18 protein-coding genes are annotated in these 22,390 nt (G+C 29.9%); 1 reads left to right on the plus strand and 17 read right to left on the minus strand.

The window, feature by feature from the left end:
* Window positions 1–57: 57 nt before the first annotated feature.
* From KIB46_RS10930 to KIB46_RS10975, 10 genes are all read right to left on the minus strand, one after another.
* Complete coding sequence (locus KIB46_RS10930; RefSeq protein ID WP_291671895.1) at window positions 58–2,208, minus strand: YhgE/Pip domain-containing protein; 2,151 nt, start codon at window positions 2,206–2,208, stop codon at window positions 58–60.
* 300 nt (window positions 2,209–2,508) lie between these two features.
* Window positions 2,509–3,630 (minus strand): glycosyl hydrolase family 8, encoded by a 1,122-nt coding sequence (locus KIB46_RS10935; protein WP_156560826.1) that lies wholly within the window; start codon window positions 3,628–3,630, stop codon window positions 2,509–2,511.
* Between the two features lie 17 nt (window positions 3,631–3,647).
* Entirely contained in the window at window positions 3,648–4,190 is a 543-nt protein-coding gene (locus KIB46_RS10940) for a lytic transglycosylase domain-containing protein (RefSeq protein WP_156560824.1), read from the minus strand.
* 17 nt (window positions 4,191–4,207) lie between these two features.
* Window positions 4,208–4,804, minus strand: coding sequence for a dephospho-CoA kinase (gene coaE / locus KIB46_RS10945; protein ID WP_156560822.1), 597 nt, complete (start codon window positions 4,802–4,804; stop codon window positions 4,208–4,210).
* A gap of 13 nt (window positions 4,805–4,817) precedes the next feature.
* Entirely contained in the window at window positions 4,818–7,424 is a 2,607-nt protein-coding gene (polA, locus tag KIB46_RS10950; RefSeq protein WP_291671899.1) for a DNA polymerase I, read from the minus strand.
* Between the two features lie 141 nt (window positions 7,425–7,565).
* Entirely contained in the window at window positions 7,566–8,483 is a 918-nt protein-coding gene (gene glsA, locus KIB46_RS10955) for a glutaminase A (protein WP_156560818.1), read from the minus strand.
* A gap of 116 nt (window positions 8,484–8,599) precedes the next feature.
* Complete coding sequence (locus KIB46_RS10960) at window positions 8,600–9,304, minus strand: DUF3284 domain-containing protein (RefSeq protein ID WP_291671902.1); 705 nt, start codon at window positions 9,302–9,304, stop codon at window positions 8,600–8,602.
* A gap of 109 nt (window positions 9,305–9,413) precedes the next feature.
* Entirely contained in the window at window positions 9,414–10,769 is a 1,356-nt protein-coding gene (locus tag KIB46_RS10965; RefSeq protein ID WP_156560814.1) for a PTS transporter subunit EIIC, read from the minus strand.
* A 199-nt stretch (window positions 10,770–10,968) separates the two neighbouring features.
* Window positions 10,969–11,277 (minus strand): hypothetical protein, encoded by a 309-nt coding sequence (locus KIB46_RS10970; protein ID WP_291671905.1) that lies wholly within the window; start codon window positions 11,275–11,277, stop codon window positions 10,969–10,971.
* 25 nt (window positions 11,278–11,302) lie between these two features.
* Window positions 11,303–11,614, minus strand: coding sequence for a hypothetical protein (locus KIB46_RS10975; RefSeq protein ID WP_156560810.1), 312 nt, complete (start codon window positions 11,612–11,614; stop codon window positions 11,303–11,305).
* A 411-nt stretch (window positions 11,615–12,025) separates the two neighbouring features.
* Between KIB46_RS10975 and KIB46_RS10980 the strand changes: the two genes are divergently transcribed.
* Entirely contained in the window at window positions 12,026–12,319 is a 294-nt protein-coding gene (locus tag KIB46_RS10980; RefSeq protein WP_291671908.1) for a metallophosphoesterase, read from the plus strand.
* 330 nt (window positions 12,320–12,649) lie between these two features.
* Here KIB46_RS10980 and KIB46_RS10985 read toward each other — a convergent pair whose 3' ends face one another.
* The 7 genes from KIB46_RS10985 to mgtA all read right to left on the minus strand — a co-directional run bounded on the left by KIB46_RS10985 (window position 12,650) and on the right by mgtA (window position 22,370).
* Complete coding sequence (locus tag KIB46_RS10985; protein ID WP_291671910.1) at window positions 12,650–13,846, minus strand: NADP-dependent isocitrate dehydrogenase; 1,197 nt, start codon at window positions 13,844–13,846, stop codon at window positions 12,650–12,652.
* A 325-nt stretch (window positions 13,847–14,171) separates the two neighbouring features.
* Window positions 14,172–15,146 (minus strand): TDT family transporter, encoded by a 975-nt coding sequence (locus KIB46_RS10990; RefSeq protein ID WP_291671912.1) that lies wholly within the window; start codon window positions 15,144–15,146, stop codon window positions 14,172–14,174.
* Window positions 15,147–15,257: 111 nt separating this feature from the next.
* Window positions 15,258–16,133 (minus strand): LysR family transcriptional regulator, encoded by an 876-nt coding sequence (locus KIB46_RS10995; RefSeq protein ID WP_156560802.1) that lies wholly within the window; start codon window positions 16,131–16,133, stop codon window positions 15,258–15,260.
* A 73-nt stretch (window positions 16,134–16,206) separates the two neighbouring features.
* Complete coding sequence (locus KIB46_RS11000; protein ID WP_291671914.1) at window positions 16,207–16,479, minus strand: hypothetical protein; 273 nt, start codon at window positions 16,477–16,479, stop codon at window positions 16,207–16,209.
* Between the two features lie 105 nt (window positions 16,480–16,584).
* The gene (locus KIB46_RS11005; RefSeq protein WP_156560798.1) at window positions 16,585–18,012 is read right to left on the minus strand and encodes an amino acid permease; all 1,428 of its coding nucleotides are present in this window, start codon (window positions 18,010–18,012) and stop codon (window positions 16,585–16,587) included.
* A 240-nt stretch (window positions 18,013–18,252) separates the two neighbouring features.
* Window positions 18,253–19,575 carry an NCS2 family permease gene (locus tag KIB46_RS11010; protein ID WP_156560796.1) on the minus strand — a complete coding sequence of 441 codons (1,323 nt, stop codon included), beginning with the start codon at window positions 19,573–19,575 and terminating at the stop codon, window positions 18,253–18,255.
* 176 nt (window positions 19,576–19,751) lie between these two features.
* A complete protein-coding gene (gene mgtA, locus KIB46_RS11015; protein ID WP_291671918.1) occupies window positions 19,752–22,370 on the minus strand; it encodes a magnesium-translocating P-type ATPase in 2,619 nt (872 codons plus the stop codon).
* Between the last annotated feature and the right edge of the window lie 20 nt (window positions 22,371–22,390).

A 22,390-nucleotide genomic window follows, 5' to 3' on the forward strand; every position in this document is an offset into this window, starting at 1 on the left:
ATCTCTCCTAAATTAATTTATAAAAATTAAGATGAAGAAGCTCTTCATCTTAATCCCTTAGTGACCTACAATTTCACTTTCTTCTAATTTTCGTGAAAATTTATCTAAAGCTTTATTCAAATATTTCTTTCCTAATACTCCAATTATTATAAATACCAAGAAAAATCCAGCTAAAACTATTGTATCTCTAGATAATAATTCTGGTACAATTCCTCCTACAGCTTCTCTTAAACCACCAATAGCATACTTAAATGGAAGCAATGGATGTATGCTTTGGAAAAATTCCGGCATAACTTCTATTGGATATGTTCCACCAGAAGCAGCTATCTGTAATACAAGTAAAATTACAGCTAAAGCTTTACCTACATTTCTAAATAGAGAAACTAAAGTATATACTATGGTAACAAATACAACACTTATAAAAGCTCCATATGCAACAAATAGAATTGGATGTACAACATATGCTTTTAATATAAAGATATCTCCTAAAGTTATAACCACAGATTGAAGTATCCCCATAGTTAAGAAGAATAAATATTTCCCTAAGTATTCTTCATAAGGTTTTAATTGTGTTCCATCCTCAAAATCTTTAGCATGTGTAGTAAACAATGACAATAATAGCACTGCTCCTATCCACATAGAAAGAGCTGAGAAAAATGGTGACATTCCTGATCCATAGTTTGGAATTGGGAAAACCTTAGTTTCATTTATTTGTATAGGGCTTGATAAGAACTTACTTTGAGCATGTGCATCTCCTGTAATTAAGTCTAATATGTTATCTATTTTCTCTTCATCATCAAGACCTTTTATCTTTTCTACATAACCATGAAGCTTTTCTTTATAGGTAGGCATCTTTTCTTTTAAAACTCCTAGATTCTCATTACCAAGTTTAGAGCCTTCACCTATTAATCCTAATATATTTTTTAAATCAGGTATACTTTTTTCTGCTTCATTCATTAGCATTGAAGTATTATCTGCTATTTTAGTTAATTGAGCTATACCAGTATTTAATGCTGGCACTATTTTACTATCATAATTATCCAATACGCTTGTTAATACTGAATTTATTCTTGCTACTCTTTCTTGAAGGTCTTTTAATTTATCTTTAAAGGCTTCATTATTACCTCCCTCAATTCCTTCATTTATTAAACCTAATACCTTATCTAATTCATCCTTTATTTTAGTTAAATTGCCTATAGCATTCTCTAAGTCTTTATTATGAATTAAATTATTTATAGACTTTAATAGCTTAATTAATGACTCTACAGAATTGCCTACCCCTTCTATCTTACCTTTTACTACTGTAAGAATTTCCTTTACTTTTTCAGGTGATGTGTTTTCATCAATAGATTGTAATAAGCTATTTATTCCTCCTACTACATTTTCAGCAACTACTAAGTCTTGCTTAATAACTGGTGATAACTGTGTTAGTGAGGTTTTTGCCTTATCTAAATAATCTTTGCTTGTTCCTAGTACATCTTGACTTGTATTTATGGTATCTTCAATTGTTGGCATTAATTGATTTATATTATTTACCATTTCATCTATTGTTATAGTTCCATCATATGCCTTATTAACTAATTCTTCAATTTGTGGCATTTCTTCATCTAATTTATAAATTACATCAATTAATTTTCTTATTTCTGGTTTTGAGTTTGTTACTTCAACACCAATTTTGTTTAATACACTAAAAATTATCCCATCGACTGTTTGTATAACCTGCTCACTTACTTGATCTTTAACAGTACCTACACCTTTATCTGTTATCTTAGGTGCTACAGAATTACTCTTTTCATTAACTGTATATTCTAATGTTGGTTCTATTATTGTATTCTCTGTTATAGATAAAAGTTTTTTTGAAAAATCCTCTGGCACTATCATACTAGCATAATATTTTCCAGTTCTAACACCTTCTTGTGCATCTTCTCTATCTACGAACTGCCAACCTATATTTTCATTTTCTTCGAGTTTCTTAATAATCTCTTCTCCTACATTAATTTCTTTCCCCTCTAATGATGCACCTATATCCTCATTAACTACAGCAATTTTTATCCCTCTTGTGTTTCCATAGGGATCCCACATGGCCTTTACATTAAACCAGGCATATAGCGCTGGTAATATTATTAGTGCTATAACTACTACAAGTGCAACCCAATTTGTTACTATCTTCTTTAGATCACGTTTAAAAATCCTTAATGCATTTTTCATACTATTACCTCATCCTTTAGTTAAATTGATGAAATTATTATAACACACTTTTATGACTATTGGTCATTAATTTTAAAATGTTACAATTTCCTAACAATTTTATTCTTCTCAAATCCATAACAAAAATTCATAGATATACATAAATTTATTACTCTAGATTCACATTTTATAAATATAATACACTTATTTTTTCAACTCACTCTGGCTTTTGGAAATGCATGTGAGCAAAAGACTAAGCGCATATATTTTCCTATACAACAAAAAAGAGAAATTGCTTTGCAATTCCTCTTAATATAATATTTAATTAATAGTTCTTCTCATAGCTATTAATGCATTCAAATTATCAAATGAATATACCTGTAAAGTATTCTCATCCCCAAAAGCCCCATAAATATCACTTCTAGGATTTATTACTTGAAATTCTTGAAGTCTTGATAAGCAACTATTATAAAGTTCTTTATCTCCAACTTCAGCTGCTATTTGAATTACATTAGAGTATATAGATGTAGATTCTACATTACTTAACGCTTTTCCACTACTTACACTATAGGTGGAATATAGCTTTTTATCATTAAGCATTCTCTCTTTTATCCAAGATACGCTCTTAGATACATCTTCACCAGCATCAAGTTTATTCAATATTACTATTGTAGATAAAAGCATATCTATATCTCCTTCATCATAACTACCATCTTCCCAATTGTACTCTTTTTTATATAAGGGTATACTATCACTAACATATCCACCCTCAAGTATATCTAATGACTTTTTATATACATCTTTATAATCATTGTCTAGGTTAGATAAAAGCTTTATAGTCTGAAGATCTAAATAACACAAAGTTGTTTTTTTACTTTTGTTATATCCATCATTAAAGTCCGATAGCAGGCCATCTTCTAAGAGATCCTTTTTTATTCCCTGGGAAATATTTAATGCCATTCTTCTATAACTCTGATCCTTCCACTTTTCTGTAGCTAATAATAAAGCTTTAATTATTCTTAGATCATCAATAGTAGCTGATGTTAATGAAGGCTCATCTCCTTCAACTCTCCAACTTATAACTCCACTTTCTAGAATCATGTTTTCTTTTATATATTGAAGAGTTCTATTAAAATCCTCTTTACTTCCTCTATGTAGATAGTATATAAGCATGAGCCCCTCTGATTCTGATAATACAGAACTTCCCTTTGTAATATCTCCATCTGAATCCTCTTCTGTATAGTTTGTTTTTATTCCACCTTTTTCATCAGTTAATTTATTATTAACGAAATCTAATAAGATTTGCTCCCGCTCAGATACTACATTTTCTGACCATACAACTCCACTATTTATTGGCAATAAATATGGCTTAAAGTAATACATTCCAAATCCAACTAGAACAACTAACGCTATTAAAACTACTATTATATTCTTTTTTCTCATATTGCCCCCTATACAACCTATTCGTATATTGCCTTATATATTTTGTAATATGAATTTACCCTATCCACATACTTTTTTGTTTCTTTAAATGGTATATAATCTAAGGTCTTACCATCTTTAGAATATTCCTCGTTATTTAACCACTTGTTTACATTTCCTCTCCCTGCATTATAAGCTGCAATATAATTATTTAGTACTCCAAACTCAGTTCTTAAGTTATCTAAGTACCAACATCCCATCATTATACTATAATCTTCGTTATATAATTTACTTCTATCATAATCCTCAAGTCCCATTTGTATTGCTATCCAATCTGCTGTATCGCCTGTAATCTGCATTAACCCAATAGCACCTTTATGTGATTCAGCATCAGCTTTAAATTTACTCTCTGCTTTAATTACTGCTAATACTAGATATGGATCTAAATTATATTCTTCTGAGTACTTAACAATTGCTTCTTTATGCTTAAAAGGAAATAAATATGTTTTCAATACGAATTCTCCACTAAAATAAACTGCTACTATTACCGCTAATACTATAATCAATCTTTTAAGCTTCATTCTTACTCCCCTCTATACTATATTATTTTTAGGAATTTAACTAAGGCATCTACCTGATTCTTAGTTTTAACTAGCTCTCCATTATTATCAATAAGTATATTTGCATACTTTTTCTTTTCTTCAATTGGCATTTGTGCATTAATTCTACTTACAGCATCATTATTTGAAAGCTTATCTCTTGTTTTTACCCTTTGAACTTGAGTTGTATTATCTGCCCAAACTAAAATTACATAATCCATATCTTCATGAAGATTATTTTCAATTAAAGTTGGTGCATCCAATATTACTAGGCTAACACCATTTTGCTCATACCTTTCAAAGGCCAAGTTAATTTCTTTCTTTATATATGGAATTATGATATTCTCATATTTAACTCTTAATTTAGGAAATCTAAAAATATGGTTTCCAAACTCTTTTCTTCTAAATTCCCCTCTCCAATCGAAAAAACCTTCACCAAATTCTATTCTTACTTTATCTAATATTTCGGGATATTGCATTAGTACTTGCCTTGCTACTAAATCTGCATCTAGCACTTTAAAGCCTGATGCTATAAGCATTCTAGACACAGTACTTTTTCCTGTACCTATCCCACCAGTAAGCCCTATTTTCAACATTTTCTACGCCTCCTTACTTAGCTTCATACCAAGTATGACCTTCATTTACATCTACCTCCATAGATACATGTAACTTAACTGCGTTCTCCATTTCATCTTTAACTAGTTTTCTTACTATTTCTTCTTCTTCTGACTTTACATTAAGAATAAGTTCATCGTGAACCTGCAAAATTAGTTTACTCTTTAGCCCTTCTTCTCTTAGCCTATTATATACGTTAACCATAGCTATCTTTATAATATCTGCTGCACTTCCTTGAATTGGAGCATTCATAGCCAATCTTTCCCCAAGAGCTTTTACAATCTTATTAGAAGACTTTATTTCTGGTATGAATCTTCTTCTATTTAATATTGTTAAAACAAATCCCTCTTCTTTAGCTTTACTAACAACCGCTTCTAAATATGACTTAATCTTAGGATATCTTTCAAAATAAATATCCATATACTCTCCTGCCTCTTTCTTAGTTATCTTTAAATCTTGTGCAAGAGAAAAATCACTAATTCCATAAACAATACCAAAGTTAACTGCTTTTGCTCTACTTCTCATAAGTGATGTAACTTCTTCAACTGGTACATTAAATACCTCAGAAGCAGTCTTTCTATGAATATCACTATGGTGTTTAAATGCATCAATCATATTCTCATCATTAGACATATGAGCCAAAACTCTTAATTCAATTTGAGAATAGTCGCATGAAAGTAAAGTATCATTGTTTTCTTCTGGAATAAAAACTTTTCTTATTTCTCTTCCCATTTCATATTTAATAGGAATATTTTGAAGATTAGGCTCTGTACTTGATAATCTTCCTGTTGTTGTTACTAATTGATTAAAACTTGAATGTATTTTACCATCTTCATCTATTACATTTTGAAGTCCTTCTACATAGGTAGAATTCAACTTTGTTATTTGTCTGTAATAAATAATTTTTGGTATTATTTCATGTTTATCTGATAATTTTTCTAATACCTCTGCATTAGTTGAATATCCTGTCTTGGTTTTCTTAATAACAGGTAAATCCATCTTTTCAAATAATATTTTTCCTAACTGCTTAGGAGAATTTATATTAAACTCCTCTTCTGCAAGTTTATAAATCTCTTTTTGAGTTCTATCTATTTCTTCTCTAAACTTTATTTGAAGATCCTTAAGCATATTATGATCTATATTAAAGCCTTCCTTTTCCATAGATGACAAAACATATACAAGTGGAAGTTCTACTTTATAATAAAGCTCTTCCATTTTATCATCTTCTATCCTACCCTTAAGTTCAGTATATAACTCATCTAGATATGAAGATAATTTTGCTTCAACCTCTTCGGCTGTTCCCTTTGGATCTTCTCCTAAATATTCATTAATTAATGTATTTAAATTATATTCACCTTTAGATGAATCTATTATATAAGCAGCTATAGCAGTGTCAAACTCTAATCCCTTAAGCTCTATATTATGCTTGCTTAAAATCGTAATTAAGTTCTTACAGTTATGAATAACCTTCTTTACTTTATCATTTTCCATAAAATCCTTAATTATGTTTAATGCTTCTTCTTTATTTTCTAAATAAATATCATTAAGTAAAATTTCACTTACACTACCTTTAATACCAATAAACATCCTATTTACCTCTATCTTTGAGTATAAAGATGAATCAAATGTATTATAAGATATATATACCTTTTCATTGCATGAAGCTAATAATTTCTTTAATTCCTCTATAGTATCTACTTTGTTTATTACTGTACTATCTTCCTTTTCTTCATCAAAATCTATTCCAAGTTTTGAAACCAATGATTTCATCTGTAACTTAAATAGATACTTCTTAAGCTTCTCCCTATCATAACTATCTTTGTTTTTTATATCTTCAAGACTTATATCTATAGGAACCTCTGTCATTATGGTAGCTAGCTTTTTTGAAAATATTGCTTGTTCGCTATATGTAGTTAAGTTTTCCTTTAACTTTTTACCACTAATCTCATCAATATTACTTAATACACCTTCAACTGATCCATATGTCTGAATAAGTTTAAATGCTGTTTTCTCTCCAACACCTGGAACTCCTGGTATGTTATCAGACTTATCTCCCATAAGCCCTTTTACATCTATAAATTGAGTTGGGGTCACTCCAAATTCATCTATAAATGCTTTTTCATTATATACAGCAGTTTCACTAACACCCTTTTTAGTTATTACCACATTGGTATATTCCGTTGCTAATTGAAGGGCATCCTTATCTCCAGTAACTATAAAGCTTTCAATATTATTTTTCTCTGATATTCTTGAAACCGTACCTATAATATCATCCGCTTCAAACCCATCAATCTCATATATATTAATTCCCATAAGAGTTAATAACTCTTTTATTATAGGGAACTGTTCTGCAAGTTCAGGAGGCATTTTTTTTCTACCAGCTTTATAATCTTCATACTCTTTATGTCTAAATGTAGGTGCTTTCTTATCAAAAGCAGCAACTATATAGTCTGGTTTAATCTCCTCTTGCATCTTAAATAACATATTTGTAAACCCATATATTGCATTTGTATGAACACCCTCACTATTCGTTAAAGGAGGTAGTGCATAAAAGGCCCTATTCATAAGGGAGTTAGAATCTAAAATCAATATCTTTTCCATATTTTCCTCCAATTCAATAATAGCCTGCTATCTATAGCAGGCTACTATATTTATACATAAAATAATTATACTATTATTCTAATTTAAAATCATTATACATTTATAAAACTCCCCAAAAAACTCTAGATTAATTCAATGTACCTAAAAGATACTTAAATCTAGTTCTTCCGACAAATCTTTTAATACATGTATACCAGCTAAACTATTACCTTTCTTATCTAAAGCAGGACCATACACGCCAATCCCCATTCTTCTAGGAACAGTGGCTAATATTCCTCCCCCTACTCCGCTTTTGGCAGGTATACCAATATGAACTGCAAATTCTCCTGATGCATCATACATTCCACAAGTAACCATTATAGTCTTAACTATTCTACAAGTTTCTCTAGACATCAATCTTTCACCATTCCATGGTGTTACACCATCATTTGCCAAGACTGATCCAAACATAGCTAAATCAATTGCATTTGCTTCTATTGAACATTGTCTAAAATATAATTCTAAAATTTCTTCTACATCCCCTTGAAGCATTCCATTACTTTTCATAAAATATGCTAAAGCCCTATTTCTATCACCAGTTTTTCTTTCAGAAATATAAACTTCTTCATTAATTGAAATTTTAGGATTATTTGTTGCTTTTCTCATAAACTTAATTATTCTTTCAAGCTTATCCTCCGCATCTTCTCCATATATTAATGAGGTTGTAGCTATAGCACCTGCATTAATCATAGGATTATATGGTCTTTTTTTATCCTTTGTTTCTAAATTTACTATACTATTAAAACCATCACCAGTAGGCTCCACATCTACTCTCTTAAATACATTTGTTCTTCCATTATCTCCAAGTGCTAGAATCAAACTTACCACTTTAGAAATACTTTGTATTGTAAAGTTCTTTTCACACTGCCCTGCATAATACTTTCTTCCTTCTATATCTACTATAGCAACTCCTAAATCATTAGGATTAGCTTCAAGTAATGCTGGTATATAAGATGCTAACTTTCCATCTTTTCCATACTCTTTGTTTTTTTCTACTAGTGTTTCAAGTAATTTAAACACACAAACACCTCTTTTTCTTTTGCTCTATGATTTTTAATTATATTACTTTACTTTTCTGCATACAAGAAAAAACTCGCAAAAGCGAGTTTCTTTACAAAGCATCATTATATTTGAATTTAATTATTTTCACCTTCATTTGTAACTGTTTCATCAACTACAACGTCTTCACTTACATACTCTATATTTTGAGATTTTGCTTCTGCTTCCTTAGCAGCTTTTTCAGCTTGTTCTGCTGCTGCTTTAGCTTCAGCAATTGCCTTTGCAGCTGCCATCTTAGCTGCTTGTGCTTCTTCTTTAGCTTTTTTAGCTGCTTCTTTAGCTTTCTTAGCTTCAGCTTTTGCCTTTATTTTTGCTTCTTCATCTGCTCTAGACTTAGAGTTCTTAGCAATATTCTTTCTATATCTTTCTAACTCTTCTTCTAGTCTTTCTACAAAATATATAAATCTTTTTCTTACTCTTCCTTTAAATAAAACTGATTGAACTAATGTATTAAACCAAGGGAAAATACCTGGTTTCTCATCTTCTTCTACTAACGTAAGTCGTGTAGTATTTTCATCTATCACTTCAAACTCATATGTAGATGTATATTTAACACTTCCATTAGTGCTTACAATTTGATATAACTCATTTTTTACAAATCCAGTTATCTCTACTTCCATAGTTGTAGCCCCTGCTGAGTACGCCCCTACTTTTTTATTTACCTTACATCCAACTGGGTTCTCTTCATTAAATCTTGGGAAGTCTCTTTTTGCTGTTCTTATAAATAACTTAAATACTTCTTCTACTGGATAACTTAATTCCACTGAATTTGAAAAGGCCATATAATTCCCATCCTTCCATAAATACATATTGTATTTATTATAACTTATAAAGAATGCATAAGCCAAGGGCTTATGCATTCAAATTTAAATATTTACTTAAAAATCATTCTTAAGCTTGCTCAGAATCTCCCATTCTGTTTGCAGCTATAACGAATGGTGTCCAAATTACAACTGAAAGTACTAATAATGCTGCTGCAAGTATTGCTGCCTTAAAGTCACCAGCAGTTCCAAAGAATGCAGAGATTATTGGTGGAGTTGTCCATGGTAACTCAACACATAAGTAGTCAGCAAACTTGATTTGTTCTGTGAAGAACCAAGCTATTGCTAAGCATATTGGTGGAGCTATGATAAATGGAACAAAGTAAGTAGCATTTAATACGATTGGTAAACCAAAGATAACTGGTTCGTTAATTTGGAATATACCAGGAGCAACTGCTATCTTAGCTAATTCCTTAGCTTCTTGTCTCTTAGAGAATATGAATATAGCAATTATTAAAGCTAATGTACCACCTGATCCACCTGGTTGAGCGTAAACGTCAACGAAGTTTCTAGTTAATGCATATATAGGTTCTTTACCTTGAGCAACTGCATTTACGTTGTCAAGTAAAGCTGTCTTATACATAGTATTTAATGCAGGGTCTACCATGTTTGAACCGTGTAAACCACAGAACCATAGTAATTGTGCAATAAATATTAAGAAGATATAAGTTAATGGAGATTGACCAAGTGCCATCATTGGCTCTTGAACTACCTTTAACATCCAATCAACAAATGGTGTCTTAAAAGCTTGTGCAAATATTTCAGCGATAATACCGAAAATAACTAATGTTAATCCTCCAGGGATTAAAGCAGCGAATGCTTTAGATACTGCTGGTGGCACTTGTTCAGGCATCTTAATAATCCATCCCTTTTTAGCAAAAGTAACGAATAATTGAGCTGCTACTAACCCAACTAACATTGCTGAGAACATAGCGTTTGATCCTAATTGATTAACTGACATTAATCCCCATGCGCCTTCAGCAAAAGTACCATCTTCTGCTTTTGAGAATACACCCATAGCTGTTTGTGGGAATATTGTAAACCAAGATGCTAAAGCTACTAAAGCTGCACCTATTCCGTCCATTTCATTTGACTTAGCTAATGAATAAGCTACACCTAATAATATAAATATTGATAAAATTGCTGAAGTACCGAACCAAATATCGCCCATTACTGGGATAGCATATTTATCTAATATTGGTTGTACTGAACTTTTGTAAGCGTCAATCTTATTTAAGTATTGACCTATAAATGAATCTACTTTAAAGAAAACTGCGTTCATCATTGATGCTAAAGCACCTGTCATTGATACTGTAAGAGAAGTAATAAAACCATCCCTAATAGCTATCAAGTGTTTTTGTCCACCGATGAATGACGCTACTGGCATTAGATATTTTTCTAATGCTGCTGAAATTTTGTCCATCATTTTTTTGTTCCCCCCTAATAATAATTTAGTTTTAATAAATTTATATGAATGTTTCTATATTTTAAAAAACCTTGTGCCTTAGATCTTTTAATATATACAAACATACAAAGCTAAATTATGCTTGTCCATTGTAAACCTTATCTCAAAAGACATCATATTTTTATAATATATTTATTATCTTTATAGCTAAAATAGAACTCTAAACTGTTTCTTCTAAATATATACTATTTTTACTAAAAGCAAATAACCAATGAAATATATATTTAAGTCCCTTCAAGTTACTTCCGCAACTTAATCTTAATGTTTTCTTAGGCTCTATATTAACTATTTTAGTTGAGCTCTTTGTCCCCATTACTTGAATATACATTTCATGTTGTCCAACTGGCAAGGTAATAACTTTTCTTTTATTATTTTTTATGTTGTTTACCTCTTTACCATCTATAATAACCTTGAACTCTTGAGAGCTGTATAACTCATGGTAATCCCTAGTTAACAAGATTTCTCCCATTTCCTCACCTTTTTTCCCAAATATATTAAACTATATATTTTTCAACATCAGGCATAAACTTTTCTACTCTCTTCAAACCAAAATCTGCAGGTTTAATAACTATGTATGGAGTATTCTTAGATTCTAAAGTTGATTTTATTTGAGCTTCTACCAAAACTACTTCTGGAGAAATAATTGCTATTTTAACATCTCCACCTTCTATAACCTCTAAATACTCTTTATCGTTTGCATAAATCCATTCGATAGGAAGATTATTTTTCTTTGTATAATCATCCATAAACCTTTCAAATGATTTTGATTGCCCTGTTCCCTTACAAATTACTAAAACCTTATTCATTCCCTTCAGTTCCTCCTATTACCTTTAAACTAAATCTCTTAATACTATATTTTATTGAATCAAATAATAAAATATTCAAACCTTTTATGTAATTTATCATATACAAAATAAATATTAAGTTTTGTTATCATTTACATAATAGCATAATTTTACTTATTTGTATATATATTTATTTTTTTATTTGTAATATACTTCTATACATGTACATTTATTCAAAATGTATATTACCAAATGAATGATACAGTTATATTTTATACGATTTTTCTCTGAATGTAAACATTTTTATTATATAATTTGTAATTTTTTTGTATATAATATTTTTTTATATATTTCTTCTATTTAAATTCATTTATTCTATTATTTAGAAATGAAAACACTTTATTATTTACAAAAGAGAGGTGTTTTCTAAGTTTGCCTAACTTTAGAAAAAGATACTTAACTTATGTTTTTTTGCTTTTAGCTATAATTTCTATTGCCATATATTACAAAAATAATACAATTGATATTTCGAAACACACCCTAACTTCAAAGAAAATAACAAAGGATAATGTCAAAATACTTCAGATATCTGATCTACATTGTAAGTCTTTTGGAAAAGATCAGCACGCTATACTATCACAAATAGAAAATATATCTCCTGATATTATAGTAATTACAGGAGACTTAATAGACGGACGAACTAATCCCAAAAACTATAATAACTAATTCATACTAGTAAATGAATTAGTTGATAAATATACAACCTATTAAGTAACTTGAAACCCTGAATATTATTCTAACTATGCTGAAAAAATAAAGAATCTTATTAGAATTCCATTTACACATAGGGGAGTAGATATTTATTTTACTTGTTCAGTCACAAAGCTCCAAGTCACATCAAAACAAATATCCCCCCCACTCCTACTAAAGGTATATTTATATATTGTTATATTTATATATTGTTAAGCTCTTATATTTAAATATTAGTTTGCTAATAATCTTATTTGCATCTATTAAAACAAAAAACGAAACCACATCGGTAGTTTCGTTTTTATATTATAATCTTTCTCTTATAGCTTTAATAAATTCTTCAGTATTAACAGTCTTAACATTTTCCATTGAAGCTAGTGAAGCTAAATCTTTTGTCATTATACCTTCTTCTATTGTTTGTATAGATGCTTTTTCTAACTTATTAGCAAAATCCATAAGCTCTTTATTTCCATCAAGTTCTCCACGCTTTCTTAAAGCACCAGACCAGGCAAATATAGTTGCCATTGAATTGGTTGAAGTTTCTTCACCTTTTAAATGTTTATAATAATGCCTTTGAACAGTTCCATGAGCTGCTTCATACTCATAATTTCCTTCTGGAGAAACTAATACTGAAGTCATCATAGCTAATGAGCCAAAAGCAGTAGCAACCATATCACTCATTACATCCCCATCATAGTTCTTACAAGCCCATATCATTCCGCCTTCTGATTTAACCACTCTTGCAATAGCATCATCTATTAATGTATAGAAGTATTGTATACCAATTTCATCAAACTTACTCTTATATTCCTCATCAAATATTTCTTGAAATATATCCTTAAATGTGTGATCGTATTTTTTTGAAATAGTATCTTTAGTGGCAAACCATAAATCTTGCTTTGTATCTAAAGCAAAATTAAAACAGCTTCTTGCAAAACTTTCAATAGATTTATCTAAGTTGTGCATTCCTAAAACCACACCAGATCCATCAAAGTTATGAATTAATTCTCTTTTTTCTTTCCCATCTTCAGAAGTGAAAACAAGTTCACACTTTCCTTTTCCTTCTATCTTCATTTCAACATCCCTATATATATCACCATAAGCATGTCTTGCAATTGTAATTGGCTTCTTCCAATTTCTAACGTATGGCTTAATAGGATCTACTATTATTGGAGCCCTAAATACCGTACCGTCCAATATTGCTCTAATTGTACCATTTGGGCTCTTCCACATTTCTTTTAACTCATATTCCTTCATTCTTGCAGCATTAGGTGTTATTGTTGCACACTTAACACCAACCCCATATTTTTTAATAGCATTAGCTGCATCAATTGTAACTTGATCATTAGTGGCATTTCTATACTCAAGCCCTAAATCATAATACTCCGTCTTTAAATCAACAAAAGGAATAATTAATTCATCCTTTATCATGCCCCAAAGGATTCTTGTCATCTCATCTCCATCCATTTCAACCAATGGAGTTGTCATTTTTACTTTTGTCATCATTTTGCCCCCTTTTAAATAAAAACTTTCATTTTATACCAGTATTATACATTACATCCGCTTTAATAGCAATTAAAATGAAATTATGATTTTCCAAAACTTCATTTTATCAAATATAGAAATTTATTTAGAATAATCAAAAAGTTGTAGCAGATATTTATTTTGCTTGTTCCGTCGCAAGCTCCAAGTCACAGAAAAATAAATATCTATTCCCTTCTTACTTAAGGTAAGGAAATTATAAAATTACTATCGCTAATTGAAATTTTATACTTTTCTATGCATTGAAAAAGAGAAATCACATAGTAATTTCTCTTCTTACCTTTAACTATTCTATAGCATCTTGCATTGTTAATTTCTGAAACAATAAATAAAATAAATTATAAAGAACAAACCCAATTACTGATGTAGCAATAAATAATTCTACAACTCCAATTCCTTCAAATAAATGTGCTAAAGTTACATTTACAGTTAAGAAATACATACTAATTTTAAAAGTTGCAAGTGTTGTTGCTGCTAATGGAAAGGTTAAACTCGCAAAACCTGCATTAAACTTTTCTTTTAAGCATTTAGGAATTTGTATATAGGAGTATAAAGTTATAGAAAACACTATCACTGCCATTAATCCTACAAAATTTCTATTATAAGTTGTAAACACTGTTAAGTAACTTATTATTACCAAGCTAGGTGGCGCTGCCATAATAACTACTGTTGGATATATTTGTTTTTCTATATCTCCCTTATACAACCTATATATCATAAAAGGTAATATTAAAAAATATGTTGTTGTACCCCAATAGAAGATAACTTTAGTTAATATAGGTTCATTCATTCCTGTACTACTTACACAAGCTACAAGACTTCCTACAAAGGGAATAAAAAAACTAGGCACAAAGGTATTAAAATTAAAATTCTTTATTAAATGTTTATAAATAGCTATCATTGAGATCACACTATAAATTACAATTCCCAAAAGCCACATTGTCTTACCTAATATATAACTAAACTTTAAATAGTAGTTACCTAAAATCATAATTAACATACCAAATGTAGGAAAGACACTTGCCAGCACTGGCAAATCTAATTCTTTCTTCACTGTTTTAGGGTAAAAAAACAATTTAAGTAATGCAAACAAAGCCACTATTGCTGCCATGTTCATAAATATATCCTTTAAGAAAGTTAACTCTCTTAAAGCAAATATATTAGATAATGTTGTTGCTCCAACTGATGTTGCAACTGCTCCTATTGGCAAATTATCATGAACACTTCTAAAATTCTTAATAAATGTATTTTTATCTATCATAGCATTCCTCCTGATGATTAATAGCTTTCTGTATTGTCATTCGTTACTTTTAGTATACTGCCAGAATGTTTAAAAGGTAAAATACTTAATTTTGATATATTTCATAGGTTTTTACTTATTAATAAACTTTATAAATTCTTTCATATTGTTATTCATAAACTTATCCTTATGTATTATAAGCATAAGTTCTCTGTTTATATTTCCACAATCCATTCTTAAAGTCTTTAGTTCACCTTTTTCAACTTTATCTTCTAAACATCTTTTAGAGATACAACCTACTCCTAAATTAGCTTCTACGCTTTTCTTTATAGCTTCTGTATTTCCAAGTTCCATAAAGATTCTATAATCTATATTTTTTTCTAAAAAGAAACTCTCAACAATTTCTCTAGTACCGCTACCAAATTCTCTCATTATCAACTTTTCCTTTTTAAGTTCTTTAGGAGTTATAACGCCTTTATCTCCTAAAGGATGTTTAGCACTAGTTATAAATACAATTTCATCCTTCCATACTGGAACCTTATTTATTTCTTCAGATATTATCCTACCTTCTATAAAAGCAAAATCCACCTTATTCTCTAAAATTAGCTTTTCTATATTTGTAGTATTTTCTATTATTAAAGAAATTTCAATTCCTTTATGTTCCTCAACAAACTCCTTTAATATATCAGGAAGAATATATGTACCTATTGTTGTACTAGCTCCTATTTTTATTTTTCCCTTTTCTTGATTAGTTATTTCATTAACTTTTTCAGTTGCTTCCTCATATAAGTTGAGAATTCTTCGAACATAATTAAGACAAACTTCTCCTTCATTTGTTAAGTAAATTCTTTTACCTATTCTATCAAATAATCTTGCACCTATCTCCTCCTCAAACTCATGAATAGCTTGACTTACAGATGGTTGACTTATGTATAATTCTTTTGCTACCTTTGTCATATTTAAACTAGTTGCTGTTGCATAAAAAATTTTTAATTTTCTTATATTCATATATTTTTCCCCTTTTAATACTAATTAAATTCAAAAAAGGATGGCTATTTAAACCATCCCTATGTTCATCTCTTTATTTATCTACATCTTCAAAATCTACATCTATAGCATTACTTGTATCTACAGAATCATCAACATATACTTCATAATTATTATTTGTTGATTCATTGCTACTTATCTCACTCTTTTTAGAATTAAAATATCCTACAACCTTAGTAACTACATAAATTACAGCTCCACCTATTAAAAGATATGGAAGGATTGAAAAGAATAAATTAATAACAACTGAAAATATTAAAACGCCCAATGCTATATACATTATTGTTCTCAATGTACCTTTGTTCATAATTTTACCTCATAATAATTATTATTTTCTTTTGCTAATCCTATTATACAATTAACTCTTAGATGAATAAAGACTCAAATCCCTATTTTAAGATTTTATTAAAAATTATGTATTCTTTTTCCTTTTAGCTATTAAAGGTAGTATTAATCCTAATCCTATTAATATAAATGGTGTCACTATATTTAATGTAACCTGGAACCACCATTCACCTGAGTAAGCTTGAACTCCTGAAGGGAACATTCCCATTATACAAGCAAAAGCTGTAAAGGCAAAGCACCACACCCCAAATCCTAGGGCTACCTTATCATTATTAACAAACTTATATTCAGAATTATATCTATCTGAAGCCTTCTTAAGTGCTATAAATGCTAAGAATACCCATAGATATCTCATTGGCATAACTACAGAATTTAACTTTAGTAACCAGTTATATAGTTCACTCATATCACCAATTCCTAATGCCGGTACAACTATAAGTATTCCAACTAATATAGCAGTCATTAAATATCCATTAATAGGCGCTCCATGCTTATTTGTCTTAGTTAAAGTTCTTGGTACAAAATTATCATCAGTATCTGCTAAAAGTACTTTTAATGGTGCATCTATAGAGAATACTAAAGCAGATATTTGCGCTGTCATATTAGCAAGAGCATATATAATTAATAATATATTTCCCACTCCATAATACTCACCTAACATCTTAAATGCGTAATATTGACCATTCATCATTAAATCCTTAGGAATATTATTTGCATCAAACATAATTCCCATAGCTACTGATCCTAAAATAGCTGATATTGCTACCATTATAGCCAGACTTAACATTCCCTTAGGAAATTCCTTTGATGGATTCTTTGTATTATTTACATATGGAGATATTTTTTCTGCTCCTCCAACTGCAAATACTAACATTGATAATGTTGTAAAATAAGTAAAGTCAAACCTAGGTATTATAGTGTCAACTGTAATATTAGCAGTTGCAATGTCAGTCCCTCTTATAAAAGGCGCTGCAATAACTAATAGTATATAAAGCATTGACATTATAAATATTGAAGTTCCTGCTATATTTCCTATAGTTTTAAGAGAAGTTATTCCTCTAGAAGCTACCCATAAAAATAACAAAAATATTACTAACGTAATTAATTGAGCTGTTAATGTAGACATATCACTTACAAGAGTTCCATCTCCTTTAACTGCCCATCCTAAAGCTATAAGTACTGCTTGAGGTTTTTGAGCCAAGTATGGAATATGTACAACCCAATAAGTCCAACCTGCAAAATAAGCAAGCTTTCTTCCCATTGTATTTCCTATCCAAGTACTAACTCCTGCTTTACCATCTTTAAAAACAGATCCTAATTCCCCTACCATTAATGCATAAGGTACAAAATATAATCCTATAATCAACACCCATGAAACTATAACTTTTAGCCCTTGGTTTGCAAAGTTATTAACAACATTACCAAACCCCCATACAGATACAAAGGCCATAAGTGCAAGGTTATACCACCTTAATTTTTTTTCATCTTCTAACATGTTTCTACTCTCCTTATTATCTTTTGTATTTTATACTAATTAATTTAAATCCTTCATTAGTTTACCATCTTAAATCTATTTTTCAAAGTAAATAAATTGTAAAAAGCTATTCTAACATAGTGTATGTAAGAGTAACATTTTCAAACTAGGATATTATCTTTTAAACTAGAAATTATTTCTTAATTATCTATATATAAAAAGAGGTTTTGAAACACAAAACCTCTGTTAACTTACTTATATTTAAATTAAGAACTTAAGTAAAAATATTACACCAACTATTATAGTTGTAAAGCTAATGTCTTTCGACTTGCCAGCAAATAATTTTAATACTATGTAAGAGATAACTCCAAATACTATACCATCTGAAATACTATATGATAATGGCATCATTATTATTGTTAAGAATGCTGGTATAGCTTCTGTATACTCATTTAATTCTATCTCTTTAATCGGTTCTATCATAAATAACCCTACTAATACTAAAGCTGAACATGTTACAGCTGAAGTTATTGATGCAAATACTGGTGAGAAAAATAATGCTAAAGCAAACATTATACCTGTAGTAACTGCTGTAAGTCCTGTTCTACCACCTTCTGCAACTCCTGATGCACTTTCAACAAATGTACTTACTGTACTAGTTCCTACGCAAGCTCCAAAAGTTGTACCTACCGCATCTGCAAATAAAGCCTTTTTAATATTAGGAACCTTTCCGTTTTCATCTAACATCTTAGCCTTAGTAGCAACTCCAACTAAAGTTCCTATAGTATCAAACATATCCATAAATAATAATGTAAATAATACTATTAACATATCTATTGAAAAAATATTTGACCATTCAAATTGTAAGAACACTGAGCTTATTGATGGTGGTACACTAACTATACTTGTTGGTACTGGTGTAACACCCATTGGAATTCCAACTACAGCAGTAATTAACATTCCCATAAATAAAGCTCCTTTAACTTTTCTTACTAATAATATTCCAGTAATAAGAATCCCTATTATTGCAAGTAAAGCTGTTCCACTAGTTATATCTCCAAGAGCAACTATTGTCCCACCATCTTGTGGATGAACTATAATTCCAGCTCCTTCAAGTCCAATTAAAGCAATAAACAAACCAATCCCAACTGATATTGCCTTCTTAATATTAGCTGGGATAGAATCAACAATTGCTTCACGTACATTAAATAAAGTTAAAAGAATAAATATAATACCTTCTAAGAAAACTGCTGTTAATGCAAATTGATATGAATATCCCATTCCTAAAACTACTGTAAAAGCAAAAAAAGCATTAAGTCCCATTCCTGGTGCTTGAGCAAATGGCAATTTTGCATATAATCCCATAATTAATGTAGCAACTAAGGCTGATAAAGCTGTTGCTGTAAATACTGCTCCTTGATCCATTCCCGCTTCTGAAAGTATTAAAGGGTTAACTATTAATATATAAGCCATCGTCATAAACGTAGTAATACCTGCAACCACTTCAGTTTTAACATTTGTATTATTCTTTGATATTTCAAAGAAATTGTCTAAAAGACCATCCTTTTTTAATAAGTTTTTCATTTTACCACTCTTTCATACTTCTGAAATTTGCCCCCGATTTATAATAAGATAACTTTCGACAATTTTCAATAGTGTTTACGAATATTTTTTATCAATTTTAAGTTTTATATTAATTTTGTGAATAAAAATCCGAATTATGTTCCTGTTACAAAAGAAACAAAATTCGGATTTTTGTTTTATAACCAGTTATTAAACTTCTTTATATAAATCCTTTTAACACTTTCTACCAAACCACAATATCCAACTAATATTAAAACAACCATTAAGAAATACACTTTTGGTAACGCAACAAAACCTAGACCTTTTCCAATAGTTGTAAAAGGTATTATGATCCCCAATAACATTATTGCTGATGTTAATAATATAACCTGAATAGTTGGTCTACTTTGAATAAATGGAACCTTTTCTGTCCTAATCATATATACAATTAGTATTTGAGATAATAACCCCACTACAAACCAACCTGTTTGAAATAACCCTTGACTCTCAATTGTATTAGCTTCTAACACAAACCACATTACTAAAAAAGTTATAATATCAAACACCGAGCTTAAAGGTCCTATAAACATCATGAATCTTCCTATATCCTTTGCATCCCACTTCTTTGGTCTTTCTATATACTCTTTATCCATTCTATCCCATGGAATTGATAGTTGTGAGAAATCATATAATAAGTTTTGTACTAATAATTGAATAGATAGCATTGGCATGAAAGGTAAAAACGCACTAGCTACAAGTACAGAAAAAACATTTCCAAAATTTGAGCTTGCTGTCATCTTAATATATTTAATTATATTTCCAAAGACTCTTCTACCTTCTTTAACTCCATCAACCAAAACCATTAAACTCTTTTCAAGTAGTATTATATCCGCATATTCTTTAGCTATATCTACACCAGTGTCTACAGAAATACCTACGTCAGCTTCTTTAAGGGCAGCTGCATCATTTATTCCATCCCCCATAAACCCTACAACATGACCTTTTTCTTTTAATACCTTTATAATTCTTGACTTTTGTAATGGTGATAATTTTGCAAACACATTAGTTTCATCAACTGCTATTGACAGTTCTTCGTCACTCATAATATCCACATTATTTCCAAGAAGTATATAATTAACATATAACCCAACTTCTTCACAAACCTTCTTTGTTACCGAATCATTATCTCCAGTTAATATTTTTACATCTACGCCGTATTTAATTAATTCTCTAATAGCTTCAGCCGCAGATTCCTTTGGTGGATCCAAGAAAGCTATATATCCAATTAAAACCATATCTTTCTCATCTTTAACACCAAATTCTACCATATCCTCAATATTATTTTTTTGAGCTACTCCAATTACTCTCATACCTTCCCCATTTAAATCATTAACTGTATTTAACACTTTTTCTTTTAATTCATCAGTTAACTTTACAACCTTATTATTCATTTCTACATATGAGGATATACTTAACATTTCTTCAATTGCACCTTTAGTTACAAGCTGTTTCTTTCCAACCTTATTTTCTAAAACAACAGACATTCTTCTTCTAGTAAAATCAAATGGTATCTCATCTACTTTTATAAATCTTTCTTCTTCTTTGTCACATCCTGCTTCTCTTCCATGTTCTAATATCGCAACATCCATTAAGTTCTTTAAACCTGTTTGGAAATAACTATTTAAATAGGCATGTCTTAACACTCTTAAATCTTCTTCTCCATTTATATTTAAGTGCTTTTCCACAACTATTTTATCTAATGTTAGTGTTCCAGTTTTATCTGTACACAAAATATCCATAGCGCCAAAATTTTGAATTGCATCTATCTTTTTAACTACAGTCTTCTTTTTTGCCATAGATATAGCACCCTTAGCTAGATTTGTAGTCACAATCATAGGAAGCATTTCTGGAGTTAGTCCTACAGCAATTGATATTGCAAATAAAAACGCTTGTAGCCAATCCCCCTTAGTAATTCCATTAATCACAAACACTATAGGAACCATAATCATCATAAATTTAATTAATAATAAACTTACTTTCGAAACACCTTTTTGGAAACTTGTTTCTTCTTCCTTATTAGAAATTTCAACTGCTATACTACCAAGATAGGTATCATTTCCAGTTGATACTACAACACCAACAGCACTTCCACTTATTATACTAGTTCCAAGTAGAAGTATATTATCTAAATCACATATTGCTATCCCCCTATCTCTTTCTTTTAAATAATCCAATTTTTCTACAGGTTCAGACTCACCAGTTAATGAAGATTGGCCAACAAATAAGTCTTTACATGAGATAACTCTAATATCCGCCGGTATCATATCACCTGCAGATAAATATATGATATCTCCAGGAACTACTTCAGCCATATCAATCTCTTTTGCTTCTTCACCATCTCTTTTTACTAAAGTAGTTGTCTTAACCATAGCTTTAAGCTTATTTGTAGCATCCTTTGACTTTCTCTCTTGAAAAAACTGCAACAAAGTACTTACTGTTACCATTGTTAAAATAACTATTATTGCAGTAAAACTCCTATCCTCAGCCTTTGGAATAATTACATCTGTAAAAGTTGATACAATTGCTAATATAACTAAAACTATATTAAAAGGATTTATAAATGATTTTAGTAACTCTATAATCCATGGTTCTTCATTTTCATGTATCACTTCATTCTTACCAAACTTATCTCTCCTTGCTTCTATCATCTTATTTGATAACCCATTTATATTGGTATTTAATTCATTAAATAATTCTGCCTTAGACATTCTGCCTAATGTAATTAGTCTATCTGTTAATATTCTTTCCTTTAACATTTTCCTTCCTCCTTACTAAA

Source organism: Clostridium sp. (assembly GCF_018372875.1).
Taxonomy (GTDB): Bacteria; Bacillota; Clostridia; order Clostridiales; family Clostridiaceae; genus Clostridium.

Excerpts from the sequence above, each read along its gene's own strand:
- KIB46_RS10930 (WP_291671895.1), bottom strand. The coding sequence starts at position 2,208 with ATGAAAAATGCATTAAGGATTTTTAAACGTGATCTAAAGAAGATAGTA.
- KIB46_RS10935 (WP_156560826.1), bottom strand. The coding sequence starts at position 3,630 with ATGAGAAAAAAGAATATAATAGTAGTTTTAATAGCGTTAGTTGTTCTA.
- KIB46_RS10940 (WP_156560824.1), bottom strand. The coding sequence starts at position 4,190 with ATGAAGCTTAAAAGATTGATTATAGTATTAGCGGTAATAGTAGCAGTT.
- coaE (WP_156560822.1), bottom strand. The coding sequence starts at position 4,804 with ATGTTGAAAATAGGGCTTACTGGTGGGATAGGTACAGGAAAAAGTACT.
- polA (WP_291671899.1), bottom strand. The coding sequence starts at position 7,424 with ATGGAAAAGATATTGATTTTAGATTCTAACTCCCTTATGAATAGGGCC.
- KIB46_RS10960 (WP_291671902.1), bottom strand. The coding sequence starts at position 9,304 with ATGGCCTTTTCAAATTCAGTGGAATTAAGTTATCCAGTAGAAGAAGTA.
- KIB46_RS10965 (WP_156560814.1), bottom strand. The coding sequence starts at position 10,769 with ATGATGGACAAAATTTCAGCAGCATTAGAAAAATATCTAATGCCAGTA.
- KIB46_RS10970 (WP_291671905.1), bottom strand. The coding sequence starts at position 11,277 with ATGGGAGAAATCTTGTTAACTAGGGATTACCATGAGTTATACAGCTCT.
- KIB46_RS10975 (WP_156560810.1), bottom strand. The coding sequence starts at position 11,614 with ATGAATAAGGTTTTAGTAATTTGTAAGGGAACAGGGCAATCAAAATCA.
- KIB46_RS10985 (WP_291671910.1), bottom strand. The coding sequence starts at position 13,846 with ATGACAAAAGTAAAAATGACAACTCCATTGGTTGAAATGGATGGAGAT.
- KIB46_RS10990 (WP_291671912.1), bottom strand. The coding sequence starts at position 15,146 with ATGATAGATAAAAATACATTTATTAAGAATTTTAGAAGTGTTCATGAT.
- KIB46_RS10995 (WP_156560802.1), bottom strand. The coding sequence starts at position 16,133 with ATGAATATAAGAAAATTAAAAATTTTTTATGCAACAGCAACTAGTTTA.
- KIB46_RS11000 (WP_291671914.1), bottom strand. The coding sequence starts at position 16,479 with ATGAACAAAGGTACATTGAGAACAATAATGTATATAGCATTGGGCGTT.
- KIB46_RS11005 (WP_156560798.1), bottom strand. The coding sequence starts at position 18,012 with ATGTTAGAAGATGAAAAAAAATTAAGGTGGTATAACCTTGCACTTATG.
- KIB46_RS11010 (WP_156560796.1), bottom strand. The coding sequence starts at position 19,575 with ATGAAAAACTTATTAAAAAAGGATGGTCTTTTAGACAATTTCTTTGAA.
- mgtA (WP_291671918.1), bottom strand. The coding sequence starts at position 22,370 with ATGTTAAAGGAAAGAATATTAACAGATAGACTAATTACATTAGGCAGA.